Source organism: Pantoea sp. K16, from assembly GCF_048452805.1.
GTDB lineage: Bacteria > Pseudomonadota > Gammaproteobacteria > Enterobacterales > Enterobacteriaceae > Pantoea > Pantoea agglomerans.
Window position 1 is genome coordinate 102142 of the sequence record NZ_JBLWNV010000001.1, and the last position, 16328, is coordinate 118469.

The 16328-nt window shown below is 50.6% G+C and carries 17 protein-coding genes; 5 read left to right on the forward strand and 12 right to left on the reverse strand.

Annotated elements, in window-relative coordinates:
- The 3 genes from ACK13D_RS00465 to ACK13D_RS00475 all read right to left on the reverse strand — a co-directional run bounded on the left by ACK13D_RS00465 (position 1) and on the right by ACK13D_RS00475 (position 2824).
- Positions 1–1209 (reverse strand): diguanylate cyclase domain-containing protein, encoded by a 1209-nt coding sequence (locus ACK13D_RS00465; RefSeq protein ID WP_191920322.1) that lies wholly within the window; start codon positions 1207–1209, stop codon positions 1–3.
- A 1-nt stretch (position 1210) separates the two neighbouring features.
- Complete coding sequence (locus tag ACK13D_RS00470; protein WP_418795371.1) at positions 1211–1771, reverse strand: YfiR family protein; 561 nt, start codon at positions 1769–1771, stop codon at positions 1211–1213.
- Positions 1772–1918: 147 nt separating this feature from the next.
- Complete coding sequence (locus tag ACK13D_RS00475; protein WP_050679387.1) at positions 1919–2824, reverse strand: LysR family transcriptional regulator; 906 nt, start codon at positions 2822–2824, stop codon at positions 1919–1921.
- 397 nt (positions 2825–3221) lie between these two features.
- Between ACK13D_RS00475 and ACK13D_RS00480 the strand changes: the two genes are divergently transcribed.
- Complete coding sequence (locus ACK13D_RS00480) at positions 3222–3515, forward strand: DUF1330 domain-containing protein (protein WP_167430035.1); 294 nt, start codon at positions 3222–3224, stop codon at positions 3513–3515.
- A 263-nt stretch (positions 3516–3778) separates the two neighbouring features.
- On the opposite strand, the gene ACK13D_RS00485 is transcribed toward ACK13D_RS00480, so the two are convergent.
- Entirely contained in the window at positions 3779–5137 is a 1359-nt protein-coding gene (locus tag ACK13D_RS00485; RefSeq protein ID WP_418795374.1) for a heavy metal sensor histidine kinase, read from the reverse strand.
- Complete coding sequence (gene hprR, locus ACK13D_RS00490) at positions 5130–5810, reverse strand: response regulator transcription factor HprR (RefSeq protein WP_033773881.1); 681 nt, start codon at positions 5808–5810, stop codon at positions 5130–5132. Before hprR ends, ACK13D_RS00485 begins: the two co-directional genes overlap by 8 nt.
- A gap of 136 nt (positions 5811–5946) precedes the next feature.
- Here hprR and uraH point away from each other — a divergent pair, with 136 nt between their 5' ends.
- Both uraH and ACK13D_RS00500 read left to right on the forward strand, forming a co-directional pair.
- Complete coding sequence (gene uraH, locus ACK13D_RS00495; RefSeq protein ID WP_010247303.1) at positions 5947–6357, forward strand: hydroxyisourate hydrolase; 411 nt, start codon at positions 5947–5949, stop codon at positions 6355–6357.
- A gap of 5 nt (positions 6358–6362) precedes the next feature.
- Positions 6363–6854 carry a GlcG/HbpS family heme-binding protein gene (locus ACK13D_RS00500; RefSeq protein WP_061703436.1) on the forward strand — a complete coding sequence of 164 codons (492 nt, stop codon included), beginning with the start codon at positions 6363–6365 and terminating at the stop codon, positions 6852–6854.
- Between the two features lie 157 nt (positions 6855–7011).
- On the opposite strand, the gene ACK13D_RS00505 is transcribed toward ACK13D_RS00500, so the two are convergent.
- Both ACK13D_RS00505 and ACK13D_RS00510 read right to left on the reverse strand, forming a co-directional pair.
- Entirely contained in the window at positions 7012–7557 is a 546-nt protein-coding gene (locus tag ACK13D_RS00505) for a GNAT family N-acetyltransferase (RefSeq protein WP_187496557.1), read from the reverse strand.
- A gap of 270 nt (positions 7558–7827) precedes the next feature.
- Positions 7828–8718: a LysR family transcriptional regulator gene (locus ACK13D_RS00510; RefSeq protein ID WP_187496556.1), complete on the reverse strand. Its 891-nt coding sequence runs from the start codon at positions 8716–8718 to the stop codon at positions 7828–7830.
- Positions 8719–8839: 121 nt separating this feature from the next.
- Between ACK13D_RS00510 and ACK13D_RS00515 the strand changes: the two genes are divergently transcribed.
- The gene (locus ACK13D_RS00515) at positions 8840–10381 is read left to right on the forward strand and encodes an MFS transporter (protein WP_418795378.1); all 1542 of its coding nucleotides are present in this window, start codon (positions 8840–8842) and stop codon (positions 10379–10381) included.
- A gap of 334 nt (positions 10382–10715) precedes the next feature.
- Here the strand turns inward: ACK13D_RS00515 and ACK13D_RS00520 are convergent, their stop codons facing one another.
- Positions 10716–11180: a GNAT family N-acetyltransferase gene (locus ACK13D_RS00520; RefSeq protein ID WP_418795380.1), complete on the reverse strand. Its 465-nt coding sequence runs from the start codon at positions 11178–11180 to the stop codon at positions 10716–10718.
- 314 nt (positions 11181–11494) lie between these two features.
- Positions 11495–12721: an MFS transporter gene (locus ACK13D_RS00525; protein WP_418795382.1), complete on the reverse strand. Its 1227-nt coding sequence runs from the start codon at positions 12719–12721 to the stop codon at positions 11495–11497.
- Between the two features lie 108 nt (positions 12722–12829).
- Between ACK13D_RS00525 and ACK13D_RS00530 the strand changes: the two genes are divergently transcribed.
- Entirely contained in the window at positions 12830–13780 is a 951-nt protein-coding gene (locus ACK13D_RS00530; RefSeq protein ID WP_418795384.1) for an AraC family transcriptional regulator, read from the forward strand.
- A gap of 184 nt (positions 13781–13964) precedes the next feature.
- Here the strand turns inward: ACK13D_RS00530 and ACK13D_RS00535 are convergent, their stop codons facing one another.
- The 3 genes from ACK13D_RS00535 to ACK13D_RS00545 all read right to left on the reverse strand — a co-directional run bounded on the left by ACK13D_RS00535 (position 13965) and on the right by ACK13D_RS00545 (position 16079).
- Positions 13965–14450, reverse strand: a complete 486-nt coding sequence (locus ACK13D_RS00535) for a GNAT family N-acetyltransferase (RefSeq protein WP_124890539.1) — start codon at positions 14448–14450, stop codon at positions 13965–13967.
- A gap of 385 nt (positions 14451–14835) precedes the next feature.
- A complete protein-coding gene (locus tag ACK13D_RS00540) occupies positions 14836–15192 on the reverse strand; it encodes a hypothetical protein (protein WP_418795386.1) in 357 nt (118 codons plus the stop codon).
- Positions 15193–15833: 641 nt separating this feature from the next.
- Positions 15834–16079: a hypothetical protein gene (locus tag ACK13D_RS00545; RefSeq protein ID WP_022624743.1), complete on the reverse strand. Its 246-nt coding sequence runs from the start codon at positions 16077–16079 to the stop codon at positions 15834–15836.
- Positions 16080–16328: the final 249 nt, after the last annotated feature.

Consider the following 16328-nt stretch of genomic DNA (forward strand, 5'->3'; position numbering starts at 1 on the left):
TTAAGCCTTATTTGTTCGCTTATTTTTGTACATATTCATGTCAGCGCGTTCGAGAATAGACTCAACCGTATCGCCGTTTTGTGACCAGGCGTAGCCAATGGTAACCGAGGTATTTATTGGCGTACCTTCTGCAAGAATGATTTTTTCCATGATGAGGTCATGGATGTCCTGCATGAGTTGCTGTAATTGCTCCTCACTGACCTGACTGCTTACCAGCATGGCAAATTCATCCCCACCTAACCGGGCGACTAAATCCTGTTCAGATGCCAGTGATAACAGGCGCGCTGCTATCGCTTTTAATACCTCATCCCCGGCCGCATGGCCCCAGTTATCATTGATACTTTTAAAGCGATCGCCATCAAGAAACAGTAAGGCAAAACGCTCCTCAGCATATTGCTGGTCGAGAAGCCGGGAAAGGTGAGCAGCAAAGGCGCTGCGGTTTGCAAGACCGGTTAACGGGTCCTCCAGCGCTTTGGCTGCCAGCGAGCGATTATCTCGGATAAGCGAAGCCTTCAGCGATTGCATTTCCCTCAGCAACGAATTCAGGTCATCTGAAAATAGCTGAAACTCACTCGTCGTGCTCTCCGGTATACGCAAGGAAAAATCACCGGAATGAATCACATAGTGAATCGAGCTGGTAATGTTGCGCAGTGTAGCGAGCATACCCCGATGCAGAAATTCACTCAGCAAAAGGGAGATAATCAGTACACATAGCATACCGCTGGTCAGAATCATGAAGGAGTATCGAATGAAACTCACCGCGCCGGTCACGGTGCCTTCCAGCGTTAATGTACCGACAGCAACGTCAGAGTGAATGATACTGACGTTAAGCGGTTTAAGATAAATCCACTCACGTAATAACCGCGAATACCAGCCCGTCTGCTCCTGCTGAGCATGCCAGTTGACCAGAACAATTTGATCTTTAGTGACCAGTTTCGCAGACGCGTACATCCCTTCATTGCCGAGCCGTGCAATTTTATTGTGCGCATCGTAACTGTCGGAAAAAACGGTCGCAGCGGTTAGCGTGGTGCTGAGGGTTGCGCCGATTAATTCAAGGTTTCGCTTCTCGTAATTTTTAATAAATAGCAGCGACGTCGAGGAGAGCAACAGCCAGCACAACAGTAATATCACCGCAGCGTTGATGGTGCTTATTTTTCGCAGTTTATTGCGTATCGATGATTTGTCATTTCTTATTTTATCGAATTTCATTTTATTCGCTTCTCTCGCGGGACAGCAAAAGCACGTCCGGACTCACCCTGACACCGCTTCTGGCAAGCGAATCAAGGTTAACGGAAAAAAGCGTGTGGCCCGGATGAAAAATCAGGCAAAACGCGGCGCCCCGCGTGCAATCCGCATTGTTCTCCGCGAGGGTAAGGACGGCTCTGCCCTTAAACTGCTGAATCAGGTCCACCTGCTGTTGTGACGTTTGATCGCCGAAATAGACGGCGTCGCATCTGTGCGACGGCAGGTCGCCTGCGCTGGCAAGATAAGCAACGGTGAATGTGGCTGCCGCAGAGGAGGCATTGTCCGGCAAGGAGAGATGCCGGGCTGAAGAAAAAATACATAATTGAGGCGGTTGTTTTAAGCCCGTCCACTGGGTGAAGCTGATAATACCACTGACGATATCATTGGCTTTGCCATCTTTTATTTCGGCACTGGCAATATGAGGAATAAGCAGCAGCAAAATAAGTCCCGTATAAACGAGTTTGCAGATGTGGCGTATGAAAAGCAGCACATCGACGTCATGATGAATTTGATATTTATCGATCATACTGCGTTCCCAAAAATTCTACGCATGGCAGGACGCTTTAATAAGCGCGGAAATATTAGCATAGCGGTGATTAAATTTGTACTTCTGGTTTGGTTTGCCACATACCCTGTTGTTGTACTTTTATCTGGCGTAAGAATCACTGTGCTATCAGTCAAAATAAGGTTTTAAAATTTCTTCGGTCCAGTGCATAAAGGCTCTGACACGCCGCGACAGATTTCGTCGGTGCGCGACAACAAAAGAGGCACTGAGCGGCTCAGGACACAGATCGGTAAGGACTTCAACCAGCGCACCGCGCTCAATATAGGGCGCCAGCGTGGAGTAACCGCCCTGAATCAAGCCCAGCCCGGCCAGTCCCGCCTCATGATAGGCCGGTACGCTATTTACCCTTATGGCGCCGGGTAACATCAGCAATTGATAGCCGTCATCCGCCGGATACTCCCAGCCATCTGGCTTCGAACCAAAGCTCCGCTGGTAATGGACCATCTGGTGTCCCTGACTGAGAAGGTCATCAATCGTCTGCGGTATCCCAAAGCGCGCCAGATAGCTGGGACTGGCGGCATTAATCATGCGTAGTTTCCCCAGCGGGCGAGCAATAAGCGTGTCATCAACGATTGGCCCCAGACGAATAACACAATCAAACCCTTCATGAACTAAATCAACGCGCCGATCGGTACTTGAAAGCTCGATCTCCAGTTCAGGGTGTGCCTCCAGCAACTGAGGCAGCGCGGGGATCACCACGCCTTGTGCCAGCACGGCTGGCATATCAACGCGTATTCTTCCCCGCAGTGACATCCCCTCGTGAGAGAACATGGACTGTAACTCTTCGGCTTCCGATAGCAGATCGCGTGCGCGTGAATAAAAAGCCCGTCCATCTTCCGTTAATTGCACTGTTCGCGTGGTGCGATGCAGAAGCGTCGCGCCTGTCTCCCTTTCGAGTTCGCGCACCACTAATGAGGCGCGTCCTTTCTGAATACCCAGGCTTTCAGCTGCCTGAGTAAAACTCTTCATTTCCGCCACGCGTGCAAAAATAATCAGCGCCTCAAGGTTTTTCATTGTTCCCCTTAGGAGTAACAGTGCGTTAATTCTTACGTTATTTATCACCATATTAATGGGTAATAGACTGCTTTCACACCGCGGATATTGCAGAAAGCGATCTGAATGTTATGAAGGTAAATCGTCTCTCGGAAGGCTTAACGCCGTTGCGAACTGCCATGCAGGTTTATGTACATAAGCACTGGCTCAGATCCCCGCATCATTCAGATCACTGTCGGTTCCGCGACAAACATGGCTCAGGGTATCGGGAAGCACTCAGTGAAAAGGTGGTTACTCACCACTCAATCCGTTGACCCGAAGGAAGATTTGAAAACTTAGCCCCCATTCCGGATTTGGTTAACGCCAGTCGCGCTGCCTTACGCTGGATTTTAACCCCCTGTCAGGAAGGAAAAGAGAAATGAACAAAGGTTATTTAATCGCTCACGTGACCGTATCGGACCCTGTCGCATACGCTGACTATGCCAGAGCTGCAGGCGAAGCTATGCAGGCGTTTAATCCGAAGATCGTTGCCTGGTCAGGGCAGTATGAAAATCTGGAGGGAGAGGCGCATGAACGGCATGTGGTATTTGAGTTCGAATCTTTTGCCGAAGCCAAAGATTTTTATGAAAGCCCTGCGTATCAGGCTGCCAGGCTGTTGCGTGCAGGGGCTGCGCACGGGACGTTTGTGCTGGTTGAAGGGGCCAGCCTTTAAACACTTCTCCGTCATGTGCCGCTGCAGACTCCAGCGAACCTGGGGCCCGCAGGATGTCACCAGTATGCTCAGTGGTGCCGGGATTTACCCGAGAAAGTGACAAGGGATATTCTGGTAATTGACGCTACCTGACCACCGTGCCGGTTAGGTAGCGTGTAACTGGCAAGGGGGTGGCTGTGTCTGACTTTATGACTTCCGCAGATCGCTTCCATCCCCTTCTGCTTTCATTAAAGCAGCACGGATGAGGTTTTTCTTACAGACGCTCACTTTCGGGGCAGGCGCAGGCCAAAGATATTGTGCCCGTTCTCATGCCGGTAGTAAGCACTTCCGCCATGTAAAGCGGCGATGGCGCGTACCAGCGACAGTCCCAGCCCGCTTCCCGCCGTATGACGGACGTTATCGCCCCGCCAGAAGCGTTCAAATAATTTTTCAGGCTCCTCCAGCGCTTCGCCCGCGTTCGACACCTCAATCTCAACGTAGTCAGCGTGATGACAGGTACTGACCTGAATCGTGCCTTTTTCTGGCGAATAACGAATGGCGTTGATCAGCAGGTTACTCATCGCACGCTGGAACAGCATTTTATCCGCGGTGAGGCTGCCTGCGGCGCTCAGCTCAATGGCCTTCTCCTGCTCTTCCGCAACCGGTTCAAGAAAGTCGATCAGCGATTCCAGCGCGTCCTGCAGCAGGAAGTCCTGTTTATTGAGTCTGATATTGTGGTGCGTGGCGCGAGCCAGGAAGAGAATGTTTTCAGTGAGACGCGACAGACTCTCCAGCTCTTCAATGTTGCCTTCGAGCAGCCTCTGATATTCAGCGGCTGAGCGTTCATGACCCAGCGCGACCTGATTCTGGCCCAGTAACACATTAATGGGCGTGCGGATTTCGTGCGCCAGATCGTCGGCAAACTGGGTCAGACGGATAAAGTCCGTGGATAAGCGCTGACGCATAGCGTTAAGCGCATTGCCAATCGGTAGCAGCTCCTGCGGGATAGCCTGAAGCGGCACGGGCTGATTTAACCGATCACTGGCCGTTTCTGCCACGATCTTACTTAACCGGCCGATCGCCCTTAGCCCTCTGCGAATCAACAGCGGACTGACTGCGGCGCACAGCAATATGGCCGCCAGTGAAACCAGAATGCTTTGCTGGCGATAACGCTCCAGCATCAGTGCTCGCTCCCGCGCGACCCGGGCAAGCGTAATGGTTACCGGCCCGAGCGAGGAGTTTGCCTGCAGGCTTAACGCCGACGCTTCCGTCTTATCCGCATTGATCCAGCGGTGCAGCTGTTTCTCACTGGGTGGCGTGCTGACCGACGTGGGCGAGATCGCGGGCAACGTTATCCCGGTATGATTAATACTGACGTTTTGCTCATGCTGCGAGCGGATGCTGAGAATGTCCTGATGGATATCGACCATCCGATTGAAGTAGAGCGGCAGCGAGCTGGGATGGGCACCATCTTCAAGCAGTTGTCTTAACTGCGCCGCCCGGTTAATCAATGTTTGATCGTCCCGCCAGACCAGTTCGCTGCGTAACGCTTTATACAGAATCAGGCTGATGCCGCCACAGGCCATCGCCATGATCAGCGTAAAAATCGCGGTCAGCCGCAGCGTCAGAGAAGGGCTAGTCACCCTCGCCTCCTTTTTCTGACAGGCAATATCCCATGCCCCTTACCGTAGTGATGAGCTTTTGAGGAAAGGGATCGTCGACTTTACGGCGCAGGCGGCGGATAGCAACATCGACGATATTGGTTTCACTGTCGAAATTAACGCCCCATATTTCGCTGGCCAGCAGCGTCCGCGGCAGAATCTCACCGTGACGGCTGGCGAGCAGCCATAACAGCATGAACTCTTTGCGCGTCAGTGCAAGAGTGACACCGTCACGCAGAACCTGAAAGCGCGCTGAGTCCAGCACCAGATCGCCCACCCGTAGTACGCTACTGTGCGGCTGCTGCTGCCGGAGCTGATTTCTTACCCGAGCCAGCAACTCCGCAAAAGAGAACGGCTTAACCAGGTAATCATTGGCCCCCAGTTCCAGCCCTTTCACCCGATCATCCACCGAGTCTCTGGCAGTCAGGCAAATTACCGGAATCTGACTGGCGGTACGCAGGGTTTTCAGCACCTGCCACCCATCCATCCCCGGCAGCATAATATCCAGTATCACCAGGCTGTAGGGATGTGACAGCCCCAGATGCAGGCCATCCCGGCCGTCTGCGGCGTAATCCACGATATAGCCCGCTTCTTCCAGCCCCTTACGCACCCAGGCGCTCGCCTTCTGGTTATCTTCAATCAGTAATAGTTTCATCGGCGCAGTTTGCCATGAAATTTATGACCGCCACAGTGTTTCAGCAACAGATGACAATATGGTCATCTTTCTGACAGGCAGAACGAACAACCGTACAGGTATAACAGCGGGGTGATTAACACCGGAGTATTAAAAAATGAAAAAGAGTCTCACTGCCCTGGCCCTCACTACGCTGCTTGCCGTTCCCGCGGTCACCTTCGCGGCCAGTAAAAATCCGCTGAGCGTTCACGTGCTGAACCAGCAGACCGGGCTGCCGGCCTCAGAGGTTGAGGTAATGCTTGAGCAGAAACAGGGAGAAAGCTGGAAAGTACTGAATACCGCCAATACTAATCAGCAGGGTCGGATTGATGCCCTTTGGCCAGCAAAGCCCTTTGAGGCGGGAGACTATCGGGTGATTTTTAAAACCGGTCACTATTTTGCGGCACATCAACAGCAGAGTTTCTTCCCCGAAATCCCGGTGGAGTTCCATATCACCAATACCACGACCACCTATCACATTCCGTTGCTGCTGAGCCAGTACGGTTATTCCACCTATCGCGGGAGCTGAAATAAATGAAACGTTTACTGCTGGCATTGATGCTGACTACCGGACCTGCCGTGGCGCTCGCTGCTGAGCCAGCCTCCGTCTATGACATGACGCAGGCGCTGAGTAATCAACTGGCAACGGAGGCCTTGTCCGTCTGCCATAACATGAATCGTCAGGGCGTGGTTGCCGTGGTGGATCGGGGTGGAAACCTGGTCACACTGATGCGGGATGACAACGTGGGGCCGCACAATACCCAGGCGGCATGGCGTAAAGCGTTTACTGCGCTCTCCACCAAAACGCCAACCAGACAACTGACCATAAAGGCGCAATCCTCACCGGAAAGCGTCAACCTGAATACGGTTAATGAGCTATTGCTGCTTGGCGGCGGCGTGCCGGTGCAATATCGCGGCCAGTGGATTGGCGCTATCGGCATGGCGGGCACCGGCGGCGCGGAATCCGACGATCAATGTGGGACTGAAGCGATTAACAAAGTGCTGGGTAACAGCAAGCAACCGTAATCATGATGAACGCGCGGCGGGTATATTCCTGCCATACATGGGGAATAAACTGTTCCCCATGTTGTTTAGATAAGTCGCCGCAAGAACGACTGCTTTTTGCCAGAAGCGGACTCAGAGTAACAAAGGTTAAGATTTTCCTTTTACACTATGCCTCTGGTCAGATTTTTTGACTGTTCCACTCTTGCCTGGTTATTTCCCATAACTCAGAATCCAGTTCGCCTTCGATATATTGTTTCTTGCAATTCTGAACAAGCCGCATTCCGTTATTCAACGATATTTTTTTTGATGCGCTATTTGCGCTTGCTTTTGGCGCTCGCAAAACTTCCCGATGAAGAGTATTAAACCAAAAATCAGTAACTACGTAACATGCTTCAGACATATACCCTTTACGCTGCCACTCAGGCACAATCCAGAATCCACGGTTGTTATCCTTTTCATCTGAAAGGCTTATCAGCCCAATCATAGCTGATGGTTCTTCTTTACGTCTTATGGTCCAGAACCAGGCTAATCCTTTGGCTGATGCAGGTAGCGCGAGCATGTTGACATAACGACTGGCTCCATCGTCAGGGAAAGGCCAGGGAAATCCTGCGGCAAGATAGCGAACAATTTCCCACTGCGGAAAAATCTTCTGGATTTGAAGAGCATCTTCGGCTTGAAGTGGACGAAGATAAAGGCGCGAAGTTTCCAATGCAGGTGTTTTCATATGTTCCCCTTAATAAAGAAAGCTGCCATCTCGTAGACCAGTAACATATTGCTTGAGCATAAACCTTTATTATCTACTTCTGTTATAGGGTTCAACCATTTGAAGCCTTGTAGCAGATCGCTGTATTACGCGTAATCAACGACCGCTTTTCGCTCTTAGCGCACATCTGACTGTTACCAGTCCCTTTAATGCCAGGAGCGGACGTTCATGATTTTGAGATAAGCATAAAAGTGCATACGATTTCAGAAAGCATTAACTGCCTGGTACAGATTACAGAGACAGGCCGGACTCACCAATAAAATCGACAAAGCAGCGTATTCTCGGTGAAAGATACCGGCTAGCCGGCCAGAGTGCCGAGAAAACCCCCTGCCTGGTACAGCTACCTGGCAATACCTCTTTCAGTTGCCCCGTGTTCAAAGATTCGCGAACGACAAAACCGGGCACATAGCAAATCCCCATACCTGACAGGCTCAGGCGAACAGAAGCCTCTATATTATTTACGGTCAGTACAGGGGCTGTCCTCAAGTCAGTACCCGGGCACATACCGCGCAGTTCCCAGGGCTGGAGCAGCCCAGTTGAAGGAAAACGAAAAGAAATGCACCTGTGCATCGTTAAATCCGCTGGCGAGCCGGGCACGCCATACTCATTCAAATAGTCAGGGCTGGCGCAGAGCACAAAACGAAAATCACCAACCTTTTTAGATTTCAGTCGGGAGTCCGTCAGTTCACCGCTTCGTATGGCTACATCAAATCCTTCATCAATGATGTTTACTAGCCGGTCGCTGAAATCGAGATCGAGTTCTACATGAGGATAACGGCGGGAAAAGTCCGGCAGAAGAGGAAGGATCAACCTGTAGCCAATGACAGGCAGTGAAACCCTGAGCTTCCCGGCAGGCTGCGCTAAGCTGCTCGTCAGTTCTGACTCCGCCTCATGTAATTGCTCAAGAATATGCTGGCAGCGGATTAATAAAGCAGCCCCCTCCGCTGTCAGACTCACGTTTCTTGTACTGCGGTTTAAGAGACGTACGCCCAGTTTATGCTCAAGTCTGGCGACATTCTTCCCGACCGCTGAGGCAGAAATCCCAAGCAGCCTTGCGGCCTGTACAAAACTCAGCGTCTCCGCTGTCCGGACAAACGAAGTAAGAGAGGTCAGACTGTCCATTGATTATAAACTTAATGTCCATTAAGAAGAGATTTTCAGTGTATTTATTCACTCTGATGTCTGCAATAACATTACTGAAGTTTGTTAACCCATCCGCTTTTCGGAAACATAAGGTCACCCAATGGCAACTTCAGCCAGAACACCCAGTCCAATGGCCAGGAATATGGCAGCCTTTTCTGTCTATCTGGCGGCTATATTGCTGCCGTTAAGCTTTACCGGTGGTGTAATCTCCACGCCGGCAATACAACAGGCTCTTGGCGGCTCGCCTGCCGCGCTGTCATGGCTGACGAAAGGATTTATGCTGACTTTCGGCAGTTTTTTGTTGTCAGCCGGTGTTGCTGCGGATGTTACTGGCAGAAAGCGCATTTTTACCGCAGGCTCAGCCCTGTTTTGCCTGAGCAGCGTTATGATCTGCCTGACACAGGATATCTTTATGGCTGGGTTGTTCAGGTCACTGCAGGGTCTTGCGGCGGCCTTGATATTGGCCAGCGGCAGCGCCGCACTGGCCCGTCTCTATGAAGGTCCGGACAGGACACGGGCCTTCAGCATACTTGGCACTATGTTTGGCGTGGGCCTGGCGTTCGGCCCTGTGTTGATGGGTTTCATTACGGATGCTTTGGGCTGGAGATGGTTGTATGCCATGTTAGCTCTGCTTTCAGGCATTGTACTTTTGACCGGTGCTGCGTTTCTGCCAGCATCAGAAGAGAGCGGACATCAGAAACCAGACGGCACAGGATTAATCATGTTTACTGCAGCCCTGATGTTATTTACATCAGCGGTAATGCTTATACCTGCCTTTGGGTTTTTATCGTTTCCCACACTCGCCCTTTTCATTTCCGCCATGCTGCTTTTCAGCGGGTTTGTAGTGCGTTGCCTGGGGGTTGAAAATCCTGTTCTGGATATCTCTCTGCTGCTGCGCCCGCGCTTTGCCGGCGTTCTGCTACTGCCGATAGCAACATGCTATTGCTATGTTGTGCTGCTGATTATTATTCCGCTGCATTTTATGGGCGGTGACGGGATGAGTGAGTCCCGGAGCGCTTTTTATCTTATGGCGCTGACGTCTCCAATGCTGGTTTTCCCGTCCATTGCCGCACTGCTGACAAGGTGGTTTTCTCCAGGAACCGTTTCAGCTGCAGGACTTATTATTGCATCAGTCGGGCTGCTTTTCCTCGGATACGCACTACCGGGTAACAGCAGTAATTTTCTTGTGCTTTCACTGATTATGACCGGTACCGGCGCTGCGCTTCCATGGGGACTGATGGATGGTCTGGCACTTTCAGCTGTATCTGTGGAGAAAGCGGGCATGGCCGCAGGCCTCTTTAATACCGTTCGCGTTGCCGGAGAAGGGATCGCTCTGGCGATGGCGTCAGCATTTTTAACAGAAATGAATGATTTGAATCTGAAAAACACCGTTCACGGGTATGCGCCAGAGGTCATTCACCAGGCTGCCGCATGGCTGGGGGGCGGCAGTACTGAGCAGGCCGCTGCGATGTTACCCGGTATTTCACGATTATTGCTTCAGGACAGTTATGACACTGCGTATACGTTTCTTTTTAGAGTTCTGGCTGCTGTCACGCTGATTTGCGCGCTGATGGTCTGGATCACGCTGGGTCGGCAGAGGCAAGGCTGTGCTGCAGGCAATACGCTGGCCAGAGATGAGTGAAAAATCCTGATCGAATAAGGTCGTAAGCGTTCATTTCATCACGTCCGCTTTTCGCTCATAGCGCGCATTATTCGATGTCAGACTGCTCTATGCCAGGAGCGGCCCCTCGTAAAGCTGATTCTTTTCACGGGACAAACTTAGTTAAAATCACCCATGAGGTAACGGTTAAACCCGTTGTGATTAAGAGGCCGTTCTTTGCTCAGCGGGTTATGGAGAATAATGCAGTGTGTCGTAAAAAATATTTCCTCAAATGTGTATTATGAGGCGCTGCACGGCGGGATATTTAAAAAAGATATTCTCTTTGGCTACTGGTAAGAACGCTTTATTAAATTATTTATTTTAAATTTTGAGACATATTGATGCCGGTAATATGAAAGCCATTCTTCTGATACAGTGCTTTGGCTGAGGCATTATTCGGAGCTACCCTAAGTCCGACTTCATCGATGTTCATTATTTTTAGCAATCTTTTCAATTCGCATAAGGCCAGACCACCGAATCCACGGCCGCGCCAGTCAGGATAAATGTAGAAATCACTTATCCAGGCTGATGACCCGGTGATCGACAGCCAGAGGATGCCAATAACGTCCTCTGGTTCATCAGGCTGTTGGATACACCACAGCTGATTAGCCGGGGTCACAACTCCCTTTGTTAACACTGTATCAATAGATTCTATGGCTTTGATTCGTGCTTTTTCGGAAAGATATCCGCGATTGTTTTGCAGATCCTGCGAATATTCATCGATGAAAAGAGAACGATAATTTACGAATTCTTCTTCATTCATATTCCTGAGAGTAATCACACTGTCTTCCTGATGAGGTAGTTATGTGTTGAAAATATCACCTGGAAACTGTTTTTCAAGCTTCTCTGTTAAGGAATGTTTTCTCTGCACGTTTGAATCACCACTGAGAATGGTGATATTTCAGAATAGCGAGTAAAACGGCACTTACTGATTATTGCTAAGCGCCGCTTTTTGCCGTAGCGCCTGTTAACCAGCTTCAGAAGTTAACCAGCCCCTTTGCCATCACACTCAGCCAGCAGGCCCGGAACGCTGTGCGGTCCGGGGATGTTAAGCTGTTCGATTGAGGTGTCCCGACATCTTAAATGTCACTGAAATTATATGCTTTGCGTTCCTTCAGCTGATGACGAGACTCTGACCCGGAATGCAATAACCAGCGCGGCAGTGAGCATGATACAGGCAGCTGTAATGAATACCCCCGTTACCCCGTTGAGGCCATATATCAGGCCACCTATTGCTGCACCCGCGGCAATGGAGGATTGAACGGCGGCGACCACCATACCCCCTGCGCTCTCGGCCTCATCGGGGAGAGTCCGGGCGACCCAACCTGACCACGCCACCGGTATGCCACCAAATGCCATGCCCCACAGCATGACCAGCGCTGTAAGCCCGGCGATTGATAACGGCAGAGTGATCATACCCAGTGCCGCTGCTCCCACCAGAGCAGGCATAATAATCAGCGTAAAACGCAGGCTGCGTTCCATCAGCCATCCTGCCGACAGTGTCCCGATAAAGTTAGCAACGCCAAACACCAGAAGTATTAATGCCAGCCCTTTTGCGTCTATGTGTGCGAGTCCTTCCAGCGCAGGCCGTATATAGGTAAACAGCGCATACTGGCCGGTGTGTGCAAGCACGCACCCCAGCATGCCCACACTCACGCCCGGCCTCTGAAGCAGAGAAAATACGGATGCCGTCCTGGTCCTGACTACCGGCGGCATTCCGGGCAGGGTCAGCCACTGAAAAATGAAAGAGATTGCGCCAACCGCAGCAGCGGCAATAAACGCGCTACGCCAGCCAGACATCTCGCCCAGATAACTTCCCAGCGGTACGGCAACAACAGTACCTACCGCGATTCCACTAAAAATGATCGACAGCGCCCGCGGTACCAGCCTCTCCGGCACTAGCCTCATCGCAACCGCCGCTGCCATACTCCAGAATCCACCCAACGCGATACCCAGCAGGATGCGCATTGCCAGCAGCATGACAATGCCTGAAGAGAGCGCCACAAGCAGATTTGAGAAGATCATAAGGGCAGTAAAGCTCAACAACACGACGCGCCGGTCCAGCGCACGCGTTAATCGCGGTATCAGTAATCCGGCAAATAACGCAATCACCGCCGTCACTGTTACGGCCTGTCCTGCAAGAGACTCTGACACACCCAAATCCCGTGCAATAGGCGTTAATAAGCTGGCAGGCAGGTACTCTGCGGTGAGCAGGCCAAAAACACCCATGGTTAACGAAAAAACCGCAAGCCAGGCTGGCTGGATTTTCTCATCTCTTTGCACTCTTTCTTTGTGAACCCTGATAGAAGTTTCATCCGTCATTTCTAAGTCTCCTGGAAAGTCGTTTCAGGAGAAGAAGTCTATTCAGGCGCAGCTGGATGATCTATGCTCTAAAACCCTCACTTTTTCACCCAAAACCCGGAAAGGCATATGACTTCATCCTTCGCTCTGTCATCAGAACTCATCAGCGAGTTGCTTTCCGGCCTGCGGCTATACGGCGTGCGATATCAGCGTATCCAGACGGGAGATACCTTTGGCCTGAACTTCGCAAGCAGGCCCGGTCATGCTTATCTGCACTACGTCGCTGTAGGGGAGATGGTGCTCCATAGTGCAAACGGCGAAGTTCTTACGCTTTCAGCCGGAGAGGCTGTATTTCTTCCCCACGGCGAACGGCATCAGCTTTTGTCGGCAACAGCCGCCGACGTGCTGGATATCGACAATATTGAAACGGCACCACTCGATGAAAAAGTGAGTGGGATTGATACCTGCCCGAGTACCCAGGAAACGCCAGGCGCTGTGCTGTTTTTTGGTTGCATGAAAATTGATCTGGGAAGCATGCAGCGGCTGGCGGATGTGCTGCCTGAAATTATGCATGCCGATGCAAAGGGGATTCAGTGGCCGGGACTCATGCATATCCTTGATGCGATGAAGCGTGAGATATGCTCCGGACGCGTGGGTTATGCAGGTATTCTCGCCAGGCTTGCCGATGTGGCTGGAGCGATGTTTATCAGAGGATGGGTGGAAGACGGTTGCGGCAATAGCCCTGGCCTGGCTGCAGCACTGCGCGATCCGCGTCTGGCTCAGGCCATCCTGGCGATTCATCGCGAACCGGGCCGCGACTGGAGCGTGGCAGAACTCGCCGCCGAATCGCATATATCCCGCTCCGCATTCGCCGAAAGGTTTCAGACCACTATCGGCGTCCCACCGCTACGGTATGCAACAGAAGTAAAGATGCATCTCGCTATCCGCTGGCTGTCGTCAGAAAACATCACCGTCGACACCGCATCGCAACGGTTAGGATACTCCTCTCAGGCTGCTTTCAGCCGGGCTTTTAAGCGTGTAACGGGCAAGTCTCCGGGCGCGGTACGTTTGCTTAGCTAATGGGGTTTTATCCCTGGCGGGGATAGCAGTAATCGCGACGTAGTTTGACTTCCTTTGTGCTCCAGCAAAGGCAGCATCAAATAAATCACATTAAAAACAGTGTCCGTTTCTGGCATATAGCGGTCATCAGCCCGATGGCAGTTTACTTTGGGACAGGAGCGGACGTCAGTTCCAATTAATATAGTCAGCGCAATGCCTTTGAGAAACAGATAGCTTCTGTTCTGCCTATATACAGGCCGTAATTCTCAATAGGGACATAACCATTTTTCATGTAGAAATTTACAGCACGATAGTTGATGTGGCGGGTTTCCAGCCTAACCTCGATATATCCCATCTCTTTTGCTGATTTTTCAAGGAAAGTGAGTAAAGCACCACCAATCCCTGACTCACTTCGGTCTGAAAACATTCTTTTAAGCTCGGCTATATTTTGGGTAAATGGCCGTATAGCACCGCATCCCACAGCTTTGCCTTGAGAATTCTTTGCTAATGCCCATAAAGCTTTGTCATCACTCATTGCTTGGGTGGTGAAATTGCTTTTGCCGTTATCACCAGTAATAGCGGCAAGTTCTGCTGATAGCATTTCGATTAAACGATAGGATTCTGAAGAAAATGGATCTGATTTTTCTACTTTTATCATGGTTATACCCTGCAGGATGAGTGTGACCAACATAAAGCATCCTGCTAAGAAAAGCATCAGCTCAAAACGGGTAAAGGGATATCACTTATTCAAACCATCCCTGGGGTCATGGCTGCTCCTCATTCATAGCGGACATAAATCTGAACTTAGTCTGGCCCGCCTCATTGCAGTTGCCAGAAATTAATACAAAGGTAATACAGCTTGAACGTTAAACTGGAAGGCATACGGACATGATAGCAGTTTAAATTACTCATCGGCCGAATAGGTGACAGCAATTTGTCGAAGCATTTTAATCATAACATGGCTGCAAAGATATGAGGTTCACAACCGAGATAATATAGTAAACAGGGACTTTTAAAACATAATTAATTTAAAAGCCATCCTATACTAATGCTTAAAGCATCAGCTGAAAAAAATATTAGTTTTTTTTGCAGTTTCTCATTTTATAAAAGAAGCCGGAATGCGCATTTTCGATGATAAAACGATCATCGTAATTAGGACGTCTTACGAAGGTTATTCCGTTAACAGTAGCCTGCTGTTTAATACCACCCATGACACTTTCAAGCGCTGGGGATGCTACCTCATTACCCAGCATTTTCACTTTGTAGTTACTTCCATTGTCTTCAACGACAGCAGCTTTTGGCAAAAGCTGCGTCTCTGTATGAGAGCTGGTTATCCGGACATCACACAAATATGTCCCCAAGCCTAAATCTTCAGCTGCGGAACATAAACCGGAAAAACACAAAGCAATCACACAATAAATAAATTTATTCATATCTGTCTTCCAGGACTTTGGATCGTTAAAAATCGTTATCGGCAAAATATTTTGTGACTTGAGGAACTGATGATGTCATACGTGTATAGAGCTGATTTATGGATATTAATTTTTGTTGTGGGTGAGGTTGGATGAGCCGGGTGCTATGTTGGATGCAATGGTAACAGTCAGTCATTAAGAACGGAACGTCCGCTCCTTGCTCATTACGGACGTTCACCGCCTGTATCTTCTTTTTATGTTGCGATCCTTAATATCCTGGCCTGATAAGAACGGCTTTCAGCTCTAATGCAACATAACATCTGTGACCAGCATGCCGCGATTCAACCCGTTCCCCTGCAGAAGAGGCCGGGGTTATGTCACAGGAGTCGGCAGAGGCCGGGCGGGAAATGGATCGTTGGGTGGTGCCGGATAAACTGCCATCACTCAGGCTGACACTATGCGATGTCTTTTAAGGAAGATCGGGATTTACTGGTGCCGGTAAAAACGACTGATATGACTTCACCGGCTTTGCAGTTCAGGCCTGGCAACCCGGTGTCTCAGCATTGCCTTGCTGTCTGCTTAGTCTGTATGCATGAAGTCGCCGGGGTAATTAACCTCCGGCAGACCACGTTAACGGCATAGGGATAACTATTTAGCTCCACTCATCCCGGGAGAACCATCATGTCCTCCCTCATTCCCGCCACTGCCACCCTGCCCGCCGACGCCGCCAGGACCCGCATCGCCTCCGTTTCCGCCATTACCTGATCCGTCACCATTACCGCCGTTCCCTCCATTTCCTCCGTTTTCACCACCATTACCGCCGTCGCCGCCATTTCCGTTGCTGCCAGAACCAGCATTCCCTCCGTCTCCCCCGTTTCCGTCACCGCCACCGTCACCACCGTCGCCACCGTCGCCGTCTGCCCATGCCGCAGTGCTGAATATTCCGGCCGCCAGAGAAGAGGTTACCGTGAATACGACCATGAAAGGTCTCAGTAATGCTGAGGTGAGAATAATGAGATATACAGCTTTCATGAGAAGGTTTTTCATATCATCCTCTGCGCTATGACTTATATGCCGCCGCCGCTATCACCGCTATCACCGTCATCACCACCATCACCACCATCACCACCATCACCACCATCACCACCATCACCACC

Excerpts from the sequence above, each read along its gene's own strand:
- ACK13D_RS00465 (WP_191920322.1), bottom strand. The coding sequence starts at position 1,209 with ATGAAATTCGATAAAATAAGAAATGACAAATCATCGATACGCAATAAA.
- ACK13D_RS00470 (WP_418795371.1), bottom strand. The coding sequence starts at position 1,771 with ATGATCGATAAATATCAAATTCATCATGACGTCGATGTGCTGCTTTTC.
- ACK13D_RS00475 (WP_050679387.1), bottom strand. The coding sequence starts at position 2,824 with ATGAAAAACCTTGAGGCGCTGATTATTTTTGCACGCGTGGCGGAAATG.
- ACK13D_RS00480 (WP_167430035.1), top strand. The coding sequence starts at position 3,222 with ATGAACAAAGGTTATTTAATCGCTCACGTGACCGTATCGGACCCTGTC.
- hprR (WP_033773881.1), bottom strand. The coding sequence starts at position 5,810 with ATGAAACTATTACTGATTGAAGATAACCAGAAGGCGAGCGCCTGGGTG.
- uraH (WP_010247303.1), top strand. The coding sequence starts at position 5,947 with ATGAAAAAGAGTCTCACTGCCCTGGCCCTCACTACGCTGCTTGCCGTT.
- ACK13D_RS00500 (WP_061703436.1), top strand. The coding sequence starts at position 6,363 with ATGAAACGTTTACTGCTGGCATTGATGCTGACTACCGGACCTGCCGTG.
- ACK13D_RS00505 (WP_187496557.1), bottom strand. The coding sequence starts at position 7,557 with ATGAAAACACCTGCATTGGAAACTTCGCGCCTTTATCTTCGTCCACTT.
- ACK13D_RS00510 (WP_187496556.1), bottom strand. The coding sequence starts at position 8,718 with ATGGACAGTCTGACCTCTCTTACTTCGTTTGTCCGGACAGCGGAGACG.
- ACK13D_RS00515 (WP_418795378.1), top strand. The coding sequence starts at position 8,840 with ATGGCAACTTCAGCCAGAACACCCAGTCCAATGGCCAGGAATATGGCA.
- ACK13D_RS00525 (WP_418795382.1), bottom strand. The coding sequence starts at position 12,721 with ATGACGGATGAAACTTCTATCAGGGTTCACAAAGAAAGAGTGCAAAGA.
- ACK13D_RS00530 (WP_418795384.1), top strand. The coding sequence starts at position 12,830 with ATGACTTCATCCTTCGCTCTGTCATCAGAACTCATCAGCGAGTTGCTT.
- ACK13D_RS00535 (WP_124890539.1), bottom strand. The coding sequence starts at position 14,450 with ATGTTGGTCACACTCATCCTGCAGGGTATAACCATGATAAAAGTAGAA.
- ACK13D_RS00540 (WP_418795386.1), bottom strand. The coding sequence starts at position 15,192 with ATGAATAAATTTATTTATTGTGTGATTGCTTTGTGTTTTTCCGGTTTA.